The organism is Burkholderia sp. Leaf177 (assembly GCF_001424345.1).
GTDB lineage: Bacteria > Pseudomonadota > Gammaproteobacteria > Burkholderiales > Burkholderiaceae > Caballeronia.
This window is the reverse complement of the sequence record NZ_LMPF01000002.1, coordinates 67,085-79,159: the sequence shown is the minus strand read 5'-3', so window position 1 is coordinate 79,159 and position 12,075 is coordinate 67,085. Positions and strand designations below refer to the sequence as shown.

The window sequence follows — 12,075 nt, the reverse complement described above, 5'->3', positions numbered from 1 at the left end:
CTTATTTCATTCCTTCCATGCGCAGTTTCGTTACCTTCGAAACCACCGTGGAGAGCGCCTCGATCTGCGTGATCGCTGCGTTGATTTCCTTTTCGACCGTTTCGTGCGTAAGCAGGATGATGTCGGTCTCGCCCTTGTCTTCGCCGTTGACGTGTTCGGATTCTTTCTGCAGCAAGGCGTCGATTGAGATGACCTTGTCGGCGAGAATCCGCGTAATGTTGGCAAGCACGCCGGTCACATCCGCCACCCGCAAACGCAGGTAGTAGCTGCTCGTCACTTCCTCGATGGGCAGGATGGGTGTGTTCGCGAGGCTGTCCTGCTGAAAGGCCAGATGCGGCACGCGATGCTCAGGGTCCGCCGTATGCAGGCGCGTCACGTCCACGAGATCCGCGACGACCGCCGACGCCGTTGGCTCCGCGCCCGCGCCCTTGCCGTAATAAAGCGTGGTGCCCACGGCATCGCCATGGACAACGACCGCGTTCATCGCGCCTTCCACGTTGGCGAGCAAGCGCTTTTCGGGGATCAGCGTCGGATGGGTACGCAATTCGATGCCCTTCTCCGTGCGGCGCGCAATACCCAGCAGCTTGATCCGATACCCCAGATCTTCTGCATAGCGAATATCGATTGCATCGAGCTTGCTGATGCCTTCCACATACGCACGCTCGAACTGCACGGGCACGCCGAACGCGATCGCGCTCATGATCGTGACCTTGTGCGCCGCGTCCACGCCTTCAATGTCGAAGGTCGGGTCGGCTTCGGCGTACCCCAGTTCCTGCGCGGCTTTCAGCGCGGTCGCGAAGTCGAGCCCGCGGTCGCGCATCTCCGAAAGAATGTAGTTCGTCGTCCCGTTGATGATTCCGGCGATGTACTCGATCCGGTTGGCCGTCAACCCTTCGCGCAGCGCCTTGATGATCGGAATACCGCCCGCGACCGCTGCCTCGAACGCCACCATCACGCCTTTCTTGCTGGCCGCTTCGAAAATCTCGCTGCCGTGCACGGCGAGCAGCGCCTTGTTCGCTGTCACCACATGCTTGCCGTTGGCAATCGCGCGCAGCACCAAATCACGCGCCACGCCCGTGCCGCCGATCATCTCGGCCACGATGTCGATGGAAGGATCGTCCACGACTGCGTTGAAGTCGGTCGTAATCTCGACGCCCTCGGCGCCCGTCACCTTGGACGGCGTGCGCACGGCAATGCACGAAATTTCAATGCCACGTCCGGCGCGCCGTTTGATTTCTTCCTGATTGCGGCGCAGCACCGTGAAGGTGCCGCTGCCGACCGTGCCGAAGCCCAGCAGGCCAACTTTGATCGGTTCCATTGCAGCGTAAGTCTTTTAAGAGAGGTTTAAACAGAGTGACGCTTTCGATAACCATCGAGAAAGCGCGCGATACGGTTGATCGAGTCAGCCAGATCGTCCACGTTCGGCAGAAACACCACGCGGAAATGATCGGGCGCCGGCCAGTTGAAACCCGTGCCCTGCACGAGCAGCGTCCGTTCTTCGAGCAACAAATCCGTGATGAACTGCTGGTCGTCGACGATCGGGTACATCTTCGGGTCGAGTTTGGGGAACATGTACAGCGCCGCTTGCGGCTTGACGCAGCTCACGCCGGGAATGGCTGTCAGCATGTCGTACGCAAGTTCGCGCTGCTTGAACAGGCGCCCGCCCGGAAGGATCAGGTCGTTGATGCTCTGATAGCCGCCCAGCGCGGTCTGGATGGCGTACTGTCCCGGGACGTTCGCGCACAGGCGCATGGACGCGAGAATGCCGAGCCCTTCCATATAGTCGTTGGCAATACGCCGGTTTTCGCCTGTCAGGCCGGAAATGAACATCCAACCGGCACGATAACCACACGCCCGGTAACTTTTCGACAAGCTGTTGAACGTCACCGTCAGCACGTCCTCGGACAACGCAGCGACCGCGGTGTGCTCGCGGCCGTCATAGACGATCTTGTCGTAGACCTCGTCGGCGAAGATGATCAGGCCGTGCATGCGCGCGATCTCGATCATTTCGGTCAGCAACGCGTCGGAATACAGCGCGCCCGTCGGGTTGTTCGGGTTGATGATGACGAGCGCTTTCGTATTGGGAGTGATCTTCGAGCGCAGGTCGTCGAGATCGGGCATCCAGTCGGCGGATTCGTCGCAGAGATAATGGACGGGCGTGCCAGACGATAGGCTTACCGCCGCCGTCCACAGCGGATAATCCGGCGCGGGCAGCAGCACTTCGTCGCCGTCGTTCAGCAAACCCTGCATGGCCATCACGATCAATTCGGACGCGCCATTGCCAATGTAGATGTCGTCCAGTTCCACGCCCTGCACGCCCTTTTGCTGCGTGTAATGCATGATCGCCTTGCGCGCGGCGAACACGCCCTTCGAATCCGAATATCCCGACGATGTCGGCAGATTGCGGATCATGTCCTGGATGATCTCGTCCGGCGCGTCGAAACCGAACGACGCAAGATTGCCGATATTGAGCTTGATGATCCGATGACCTTCGTCCTCGAGACGCTTCGCGTGCTCGAGCACGGGCCCGCGAATGTCGTAACAGACGTTCTGTAATTTATTGGACTTGAGAATCGGTTTCACGGCGGGAAGGCTCACTCGGTTACTTGAAAACAGGCTCTGTTGGTTATTCGGGTGCAGTCGACGGCCAAAATCGGCGAAGGACACAAACAAAGGGCATTGCGGCCTGCGCGGCAAAGCGTTCTAGCAAAGCTGCAATTCGCCTATGCATCCGATCCGACCGGAATGCAGCATCGACGATCGACCGGGCCGACGTTGTGGCGCGAGCGCCAAGCAGAAACTTCAGAATTCCGGAAGGCAGCGCAGAACAGGCAGTCTAGCGAAAATGCGCCGGATAGAGGCGGGTTTGGGCCCAAACGTGTGATTTTTGGCCATTCGGCCGAGGAAAAGCGGCCTTTTTTCGGGTTTCGACAAGCCGCTCGTGGCGGCGCGCGAAGCACTGCGCCGTTGGGGCTCGCAACCCGCAAACGGCTGAAAAGTTATAATTTAGCGGATTAAGCGTGACTTTCGCAAATGCATGCAGTCACTCCTTGCCATCAACCGCCTGTCGGACAATCGATTTGAAATTACATCAGGAAGCCAGCGGCGCGCTCAACACCATCACGAGTTACGGCGCCGATTACGTCGCGATCAATCTTCAACGGCATGACGGCAGCATTATCGTGATGCCGGAAAGTCCCGTGATCCAGTGGCCTGTCACGTCGTTCGAGGCGCTCACGCCTGAGAATTTCGACGCGCTGCTTGAACTCGCGCCCGAGGTTGTTGTATTCGGTAGCGGCTCGCGGCTGCGTTTCCCTCATCCGCGTCTTACGGCCAGGCTCACGCAACAGCGCATTGGCGTCGAGACGATGGACTTCGGCGCCGCATGCCGCACTTACAACATTCTGATGTCCGAAGGCCGCCGGGTCGCCGCCGCGCTCTTGCTCGAGGCTTAATCCGCGCTTGGCGCAACAGCTTCAATACGCCGTCCATTCGTCCGCGCGCGGGAATGGCGCGTCAGTACGATAAACTGCCGCCCGGCGGCTCTGTCGCAACGGCCAGGACCTGCGCTATCTGGTAAAAATTTGAAACGCCGCGCGTTTCTTCATCTACCACCCCATCTGGCCAGCTTGTGCACTTTGTCGAAGCAGCGGAACCTGCATGTGTCGCGGGGCGTGCGCACTCTGAGCTCCGGAACCTGCCTAAGCCGCCCTTAAGTCTCGATACGCCACACTCGAGCCCCTTTTTGAATTCGCTTTTCGCCGCACCAGCGGCACTGGACAGGTCGACTTTTATGAACGATACGCCTTACCGGCTACCGCTCACCCGCCTCTCGCTTCTACTGTTGATCGCTGCACTCGCTGTGATCTGGTTCGCGCCGCTCGGCTTGCGTCATCTCGTTCCCAGCGACGAAGGCCGTTACGCGGAAATGGCCCGCGAAATGTTCGTGACCGGCGACTGGATCACGCCTCGCTACAACGGCTATAAATATTTCGAGAAACCGCCGCTGCAAACCTGGGCAAATGCGTTGACGTTCGCGTGGTTCGGGATTGGCGAATGGCAAGCGCGGCTTTACACAGCGTTGACGGGCTTTGCCGGCGTGCTTCTGGTCGGCTACACAGGTGCCCGCGTATTCAACGGCGTAACAGGATTTTGCGCGGCTGTCGTACTTGCCACGTCGCCGTACTGGAACCTGATGGCCCATTTCGACACGCTGGACATGGGTTTGTCATTCTGGATGGAGCTTACGCTGTGCAGTTTGCTGCTCGCCCAACGTCCTAACCTGGCCGCCAAACAAGTACGGCTCTGGATGTGGCTCTGCTGGGCTGGCATGGCGCTCGCGCTGCTATCGAAAGGATTGGTCGGCTTGATTCTGCCGGGTGCCGTTCTGGTGCTGTACACCTTGATTGCGCGCGACTGGGCGCTCTGGAAGCGTTTGTATATTGGCAGCGGGCTAATCCTGTTTGCGATCATCTCAGTGCCCTGGTTCGTGCTCGTGCAGATGAAGAACCCGGAGTTTTTGAATTTCTTCTTCATCGTCCAGCAGTTCCAGCGATATCTGACACCTGAACAGAACCGGCCGGGTGCGTTCTATTATTTCGTGCCCGTGTTGATTATCGGATTCCTGCCTTGGCTTTCCGTCGTGTTTCAGAGCGCCCGCCATGCGGTGAAAGTGCCGCGCCAGCCAAACGGTTTTGCGCCGGTCACGTTGCTATTGGTCTGGACCGCCTTTATCTTCCTGTTCTTCAGCGCGTCACACTCCAAACTTTTGTCTTACACGTTGCCGATCGCGCCGTCGATTGCGTTGCTGATCGCCATCTATTTGCCTTTGCTGACGCGCGTGCAATGGAGCCGCCACCTAATTGGCTACACGGTGTTTCTGGTCGCCGCGGCGTTTGGCGCGATCTTCCTGGGCCGAATGGGCGGCGGTCATACACCCAACTATCTTTACCGTGAATTCCAGCTTTGGGTGTATGCCGCGCTCGCTGTTGCGTTCGTGGTCACTCTTGCTGCCATCTGGTACAACCGGCGCAGTTCGATTGGTGGCGTTGTATTGCTGGGCGCGGCCTGGCTCTTGATCGGGACGATTGCCGGGACGGGACACGATGTTTTTGGCCGCGAGAGTTCTGGCGTGAAACTGGTGCCGGCCGTCAAGTCGGCCATGGCAAGACTTCCCGCCGACACGCCGTTCTACTCCGTTGCCAAGCTGGATCACACCATGCCGTTTTATCTTGGTCACACCATGATCATGGTGCAGGAGCCGGACGAGTTGCAATTCGGCGTGACGACGGAGCCGCAGAAGTGGGTGCCGACGATCGATGCATGGATTCAGCGCTGGGATGCCGACCGGTATGCTCTCGCCTTGATGCCGCCCGGCCGATACGACGAATTGCTCGCGAAAAACGTGCCGATGAAAGTGATTGCGCGCGATGACCGGCGGGTCATTGTGGAAAAGCCGCAGCCTTGAAACAATGGCGCGGCATCTAGACAGGCCGTTTCGTTTGAAGATGCTGCACTGCAATGCGCCGATAAAAACCACTATTACGGTCCACGATGAACCCTATATCCTTCTTTTGCATCATCACCGGCGTCATGTTGAACGCCGGCGCGCAGTTGCTGCTAAAAGCCGGTGTGAACAATGTTGGCCATTTCGAATTCACGCCATCGAACATTGTTCCGATTGGCCTGAAAATCGCGACGCAGTGGCCGATCATCGGCGGCCTCGCCTGCTATGTGTTCAGCGTCGGGGTGTGGATCGTGGGGTTGTCGCGAGTCGACGTTTCCGTGGCTTATCCCATGCTTTCATTGGGTTACGTGGTGAACGCGTTTGCGGCGTGGTATTTGTTTGGCGAAATATTGTCGATGCAGCGTCTGGTCGGTATTGGCATCATCCTGATTGGCGTAGTGGTGCTGACTCGCAGCTAGCATTCGTTTCGCGCGTGTCCGCACCTCGCAGTCCCACTATTTACGCAGAGACTCCATGACTCAGAACGCGACCTCCAAAACGCTGCCTTTCCTGCCGTTCGTGCGCTCCGAGATTGACGAAGAGACGATCCAGGGCGTCGCCGATGTACTCCGTTCCGGCTGGATCACGACCGGACCGCAAAACACGCAATTCGAGGCTGAACTGTCTGATTTTTGCGGCGGCCGCCCGGTCCGCACTTTCAACTCCGGCACGGCGACCATGGAAATCGGCTTGCGTATTGCGGGCGTGGGCGAAGGCGACGAAGTCATTACCACGCCCATGACCTGGGTATCGACCAGCAATGTGATTATTGAAACGGGCGCGACGCCGGTTTTCGCGGACATCGATCCGGTCACGCGCAATATCGACCTGGACCTGCTGGAAAAGGCCATCACGCCGCGCACCAAGGCAATCCTGCCAGTGTATCTCTCGGGTCTGCCCGTGGATATGGACCGGCTTTACGGCATTGCGCGCGACCATAAATTGCGGGTAATCGAAGACGCAGCGCAGGCTTTCGGTTCGACTTGGCGCGGCAAGAAAATCGGCTCGTTCGGAGACATCGTTTCGTTCAGTTTCCATGCAAACAAGAACGTGACGTCCATAGAGGGGGGCGCGCTGGTCCTGAACAACGAGGAAGAAGCAATCCTTGCGCAAAAGTACCGGCTGCAAGGCATCACGCGCACGGGCTTCGACGGCATGGATTGCGATCTGCTCGGCGGCAAATACAATCTCACCGACGTCGCAGCCCGGGTTGGTCTTGGGCAGTTGAAGCATGTCCAGCGCTTTACCGAAAAGCGCCGCGAACTGGCGCGCGCGTACTTCGAGAGTTTTGCCGGCGGCTCGGCCGTTCGCGCGGGCGTGCAATTGCCGGTGCAAAATTTCACCGACAGCAACTGGCACATGTTCCAGATCGCGCTGCCGCTGGAACGCCTGTCGATCACGCGCTCGGAGTTCATGGGACAGATGAAGGAACGCGGCATCGGCACCGGCGTGCATTACCCGGCGCTGCATTTGTTCACGCTTTACCGGGCGCGCGGATTTCATGAAGGCATGTTCCCGCACGCCGAAAAGTACGGCGCGTCCACTGTGACCTTGCCACTGTTCACGCAGATGAATCACGGTGATGTAACGCGAGTCGTACAGGCCGTAGATGAAATTTGCGCGGCCCACGCGAAATAGGAAAAGCCATGCCGCGGCGTGCGCTGCGGCCGGTGCAGCATCAATTGATCACGGACATCTAGCGGAACCATCGCCAATATGAGTCAAACCGATTTTCTGCCGACCGGACCCGAACTGACGGTCGTGGTCCCGGTGTACAACGAGGAAGAGGGCCTCGCCGCGCTCTTCTCGCGCTTGTATCCGGCGCTCGACGCGCTTGGCGCGACCTACGAGGTCATTTTCATCAACGACGGCAGCCGCGATAAATCCGCGGCGCTGCTCGCGCAGCAATTCCGCGCGCGCCCTGACACCACGCGCGTGATCCTGCTCAATGGCAATTACGGCCAGCACATGGCCATCCTCGCCGGCTTTGAACAGTCGCGCGGAGATAGCGTCATTACGCTCGATGCGGACCTGCAGAATCCTCCCGAGGAAATCAGCAAGCTGCTCGCCAAGATGCGCGACGGCTACGACTACGTCGGCACGATCCGTCAACAGCGCCAGGACAGTTTCTGGCGCAAGAAAGCCTCGCGGCTGATGAACCGCTTGCGCGAACGCATCACGCGTATCCGCATGACCGACCAGGGCTGCATGCTGCGCGGCTATAGCCGCCATATCATCGATACCATCAATCGTTGCGGCGAAATCAACACGTTCATTCCCGCCCTCGCCTATACGTTTGCGCAAAACCCTATTGAAATCGATGTCGCGCATGAAGAGCGTTTTGCGGGCGAATCGAAGTATTCGCTGTACAGCCTGATCCGCCTGAACTTCGATCTCGTGACCGGTTTCTCGGTCGTGCCGCTGCAATGGTTGTCGTTTATCGGCGTGATTCTTTCGGTGGGATCCGCGGGCCTTTTCCTGCTGCTGCTGGTCCGGCGCTTCATGTTCGGCGCGGAAGTGGAAGGTGTGTTCACGCTGTTCGCCATTACGTTCTTCATGCTCGGCGTGATCATCTTCGCGCTGGGGCTGCTCGGCGAGTACATCGGGCGGATTTATCAGCAGGTTCGCGCGCGGCCGCGTTACCTGGTGCAGACCATTCTGGAAGAACGCGACGGCCAGCTTTCGCGCACCAAGCCGCGTCAGGAAGCCGTTGCCGCGATCACGCGCGAGGTCGATCCGTCATGAGGTCTTCGCTATGAAACCGCGTGCAGTCGTATTCGCGTATCACAACGTCGGCGTGCGTTGCTTGCAGGTGTTGCTGGCCCGTGGCGTGGATGTGGCGCTGGTCGTCACCCATGAAGACAATCCGGACGAAAACATCTGGTTTGGCAGCGTGAAATCGGTAGCCGCCGATCATGGAATCAACGTGACCACGCCTGCCGATCCCAAATCGGCCGAGTTGCACGAAACTATTGCGACGCTCGCGCCGGACTTCATCTTCTCGTTCTACTACCGGCACATGCTGCCGGTTGAACTGCTCGCGCTCGCCGCGCGCGGCGCTTACAACATGCACGGCTCGTTGCTGCCGAAATATCGCGGCCGCGTTCCCACCAACTGGGCAGTATTGAACGGTGAAACGGAAACGGGCGCAACGCTGCATGAAATGGCTGCAAAGCCCGACGCCGGGGCGATTCTCGCCCAGACGCCCGTGCCTATTCTTCCGGACGACACCGCAAGCCAGGTCTTCGACAAAACCACGGTCGCCGCCGAGCAGACGCTCTGGCGCGTATTGCCGGCCTTGATCGCGGACGAAGCGCCGCATCTGCCGAACGACATCAGCAAAGGCAGCTACTTCGGTGGCAGGAAGCCGGAGGACGGCCGTATCGACTGGACGAAACCCGCACAACAGGTCTACAACCTGATCCGCGCAGTCGCACCGCCGTATCCGGGCGCATTTACGGATATTGGCCAGGCGCGGTTTATCGTCGCGCGTGCCCGTCTCGTGCCCGAAAAGGGCCTGCCCGGCATCGCAGCCGATACCCAACGCGCGCTCCAGGATTTGCCCCCTGGCCTGCACGTGAAGGATAATGCGCTGTTTGGCGTATGCGGCGATGGTCGCGTCGTCGCCATCCGTGAACTTCGGCAACCATTCGTGGACGAAAGCGAAACCCGCCAGACACCAGCCGGCGGCGAACGCGTCGTCAGTCCCGCCGAATTCGGCCGACTCACTCAATCACTTCCCCATTCATGAAAAAAGTCCTGATCCTGGGTGTCAACGGCTTCATTGGCCACCACCTTTCCAAGCGCATTCTCGAGACGACCGACTGGGAAGTCTTCGGCATGGACATGCAGCGCGACCGCCTGGGCGACCTCGCACATCACGAGCGCATGCATTTTTTCGAAGGCGACATTACGATCAACAAGGAGTGGGTCGAATATCACATCAAGAAGTGTGATGTGATCCTCCCGCTGGTCGCGATCGCAACGCCCGCAACGTATGTCAAGCAGCCGCTGCGCGTCTTCGAACTCGACTTCGAAGCAAATTTGCCCATCGTGCGTTCGGCTGTTAAGTACGGCAAACATCTCGTGTTTCCGTCGACGTCCGAGGTGTACGGCATGTGCACGGACGAGCAGTTCGATCCCGAAGAGTCGCAACTGAGCTATGGCCCGATCAACAAGCCGCGCTGGATTTACGCGTGCTCGAAGCAGCTAATGGACCGCGTGATCTGGGGTTACGGCATGGAAGGCCTGAACTTCACGCTGTTCCGCCCGTTCAACTGGATCGGCCCAGGACTCGACTCCATCTACACGCCGAAGGAAGGCAGCTCGCGCGTCGTCACGCAGTTTCTCGGGCATATCGTGCGCGGCGAGAACATCAGTCTTGTCGATGGCGGCGCGCAAAAGCGTGCGTTCACAGATATCGACGACGGCATCGGCGCGCTGATGAAGATCATCGAAAACAAGGACGGCGTGGCTACGGGCAAGATCTACAACATTGGCAATCCGAGCAACAACTTCTCGGTGCGCGAACTCGCGAACAAGATGCTGAAGCTCGCAAACGAGATCAGCGAGTACGCAGAAAGCGCGAAGACCGTGCAGCTGGTCGAGACCTCGTCGGGCGCTTATTACGGCGCGGGTTATCAGGACGTGCAAAATCGCGTGCCGAAGATCGACAACACAATCGAAGAACTCGACTGGAAGCCGGTCGCGACCATGGACGACGCGCTGCGCAAGATTTTCGAGGCGTATCGCGGCGATGTGGCTACGGCCCGGCGCCTTGTTGAAGACCAGAGTTAAGGGCGGCGCGTGGCTCGTATCGTTCTGAAAATCGATGTCGATACCTTGCGTGGCACGCGCGAAGGCGTGCCGAATCTGGCGCGTCTTCTCGACAAATATCACGCCCGCGCAACGTTCCTGTTCAGTCTCGGACCGGATCACACCGGTTGGGCCTTGCGCCGTGTGTTTCGCCCGGGATTTCTGAAGAAGGTTTCGCGAACCTCGGTAGTCGAGCACTACGGTGTGAAAACGCTTATGTATGGCGTGCTGCTGCCCGGGCCGGACATCGGGCGGCGCGCCGTTGCTGAAATGCGCGCCATCCACGAAGCCGGTTTCGAGTGCGGTATTCATACGTGGGACCACGTCTACTGGCAGGACAATGTCCGCGCTGGCAATCGCGAGTGGACTGCGGCGCAAATGCAACGCAGCCACGCGCGTTTTATCGAGATTTTCGGTACGCCGCCGGCCACGCATGGCGCAGCGGGCTGGCAAATGAACGGTCATGCGTTCGAGCAAATCGATGCCTGGGGCATGAAGTACGCGTCCGACGGACGTGGCCACACGCCCTACATTCCCGTTCTCGACGGCCGTGTTTTGAACCACGTCCAGATGCCGACCACGCTACCCACGCTCGATGAAGTTCTGGGAGTCGATGGCATCGACGTAAGCAACGTCGCCGCTCATTTGCTCAGCCTGACATCGAAGCAAAATCACGATCAGGTTTTCACGCTTCACGCCGAACTCGAGGGACAAAAGCTCGCGCCGGTTTTCGAGCAGATGCTCGCTGGCTGGAGCGCACAAGGCCACACCTTCTGCACGATGGGCGACTATCATGCGGCGCTGGACCGCGCGGCGCTGCCCACGTACCCTGTTTCGTGGGGCGAAATTCCGGGCCGAGCGGGAGAATTGATCCTACAGCCTGATTGATGTTTTCGCGGCTTGGGCGAGTCCGCTGAAAAACTCACTGGCTCGATATAGCCAGACCGTCTGCCGTGAATGTCTCCCTCGCCCGCGCAACCGCTACACGAAAGCCGATCTACCGTTTCAAAGTGCTCACTCGCCAGAAACTGGCGTCCGGACACGCGCCATCGATATAAACAGGAGAAGCTCCGTGCCGATCGCAGTCGATCAACCCGTTCCAGATTTCACCGCACCCGCAACCGGCGGCGAGTTTTCGCTATCCAGCCTGAAGGGCCAGAAAGTCGTGCTGTTTTTCTATCCGAAAGACAACACGCCGGGCTGCACGACCGAAAGCCTGCAATTCCGCGATCTCTACGACCGGTTCAAGGCGGCAGGTGCTGAAGTCATCGGCATATCGCGTGACAGCGTGAAATCGCACGACAACTTCAAGGCGAAGCTCGAACTGCCGTACACGCTCGTTTCCGATTCCGACGAAGCCATTTGCTCGCTCTTCGGCGTCATCAAAATGAAGAAAATGTATGGCAAGGAAGTGCGTGGAATCGAGCGTTCGACCTTCCTTCTCGACGCCAGCGGCGTGCTTCGCCGGGAGTTCCGTGGCGTAAAGGTTCCAGGTCACGTCGAGCAGATTGTGGAAGCTGTACAAGCGCTTTGAGGCACGTTATATTGATTCGCAATGAGCGCATGCCCCTTCCTCCATTTCTCTTTACGTAGCGCCCGGTGTAGCGCGGTAATTCCCGCGGCCGGCACGGGTCTCCGCTACACGCAACCCTCGGGACTCCGGTCTTTTCGGGGCGAAGCGAAAGACGAAAGGAGTCAGGAAGCAGGCGCCGTCGAGCCGCTGGTCCCAACGTCCGGGACGGCGGCTTTTTTGT

General features: G+C 59.0%; 11 protein-coding genes. 9 read left to right on the top strand and 2 right to left on the bottom strand.

What is annotated here, in order from left to right; all coding sequences use genetic code 11:
* Position 1: 1 nt before the first annotated feature.
* Both ASG35_RS04145 and ASG35_RS04140 read right to left on the bottom strand, forming a co-directional pair.
* The gene (locus tag ASG35_RS04145; protein WP_056353125.1) at positions 2 to 1,318 is read right to left on the bottom strand and encodes a homoserine dehydrogenase; all 1,317 of its coding nucleotides are present in this window, start codon (positions 1,316 to 1,318) and stop codon (positions 2 to 4) included.
* A gap of 26 nt (positions 1,319 to 1,344) precedes the next feature.
* On the bottom strand, positions 1,345 to 2,583 hold the full coding sequence (locus ASG35_RS04140; protein ID WP_200945687.1) for a pyridoxal phosphate-dependent aminotransferase: 1,239 nt from the start codon (positions 2,581 to 2,583) through the stop codon (positions 1,345 to 1,347).
* A gap of 497 nt (positions 2,584 to 3,080) precedes the next feature.
* On the opposite strand from ASG35_RS04140, the gene ASG35_RS04130 reads away from it, so the two are divergent.
* From ASG35_RS04130 to ASG35_RS04090, 9 genes are all read left to right on the top strand, one after another.
* Positions 3,081 to 3,455 carry an Mth938-like domain-containing protein gene (locus ASG35_RS04130; protein WP_056353118.1) on the top strand — a complete coding sequence of 125 codons (375 nt, stop codon included), beginning with the start codon at positions 3,081 to 3,083 and terminating at the stop codon, positions 3,453 to 3,455.
* Positions 3,456 to 3,793: 338 nt separating this feature from the next.
* Complete coding sequence (locus tag ASG35_RS04125) at positions 3,794 to 5,467, top strand: glycosyltransferase family 39 protein (RefSeq protein ID WP_056353117.1); 1,674 nt, start codon at positions 3,794 to 3,796, stop codon at positions 5,465 to 5,467.
* 86 nt (positions 5,468 to 5,553) lie between these two features.
* Positions 5,554 to 5,925 (top strand): DMT family transporter, encoded by a 372-nt coding sequence (locus ASG35_RS04120; protein ID WP_056353115.1) that lies wholly within the window; start codon positions 5,554 to 5,556, stop codon positions 5,923 to 5,925.
* 55 nt (positions 5,926 to 5,980) lie between these two features.
* Entirely contained in the window at positions 5,981 to 7,144 is a 1,164-nt protein-coding gene (locus ASG35_RS04115; RefSeq protein ID WP_056353113.1) for a DegT/DnrJ/EryC1/StrS family aminotransferase, read from the top strand.
* A gap of 78 nt (positions 7,145 to 7,222) precedes the next feature.
* Positions 7,223 to 8,251 carry a glycosyltransferase gene (locus ASG35_RS04110; protein ID WP_056353111.1) on the top strand — a complete coding sequence of 343 codons (1,029 nt, stop codon included), beginning with the start codon at positions 7,223 to 7,225 and terminating at the stop codon, positions 8,249 to 8,251.
* Positions 8,252 to 8,261: 10 nt separating this feature from the next.
* Complete coding sequence (locus tag ASG35_RS04105) at positions 8,262 to 9,257, top strand: formyltransferase (RefSeq protein ID WP_056353109.1); 996 nt, start codon at positions 8,262 to 8,264, stop codon at positions 9,255 to 9,257.
* Positions 9,254 to 10,303: a bifunctional UDP-4-keto-pentose/UDP-xylose synthase gene (locus tag ASG35_RS04100; protein ID WP_056353107.1), complete on the top strand. Its 1,050-nt coding sequence runs from the start codon at positions 9,254 to 9,256 to the stop codon at positions 10,301 to 10,303. The genes ASG35_RS04105 and ASG35_RS04100 overlap by 4 nt, the downstream gene beginning before the upstream one ends.
* 9 nt (positions 10,304 to 10,312) lie before the next feature.
* The gene (locus ASG35_RS04095) at positions 10,313 to 11,209 is read left to right on the top strand and encodes a polysaccharide deacetylase family protein (protein WP_056353106.1); all 897 of its coding nucleotides are present in this window, start codon (positions 10,313 to 10,315) and stop codon (positions 11,207 to 11,209) included.
* 184 nt (positions 11,210 to 11,393) lie between these two features.
* Positions 11,394 to 11,855 carry a peroxiredoxin gene (locus tag ASG35_RS04090; RefSeq protein WP_056353104.1) on the top strand — a complete coding sequence of 154 codons (462 nt, stop codon included), beginning with the start codon at positions 11,394 to 11,396 and terminating at the stop codon, positions 11,853 to 11,855.
* Positions 11,856 to 12,075: the final 220 nt, after the last annotated feature.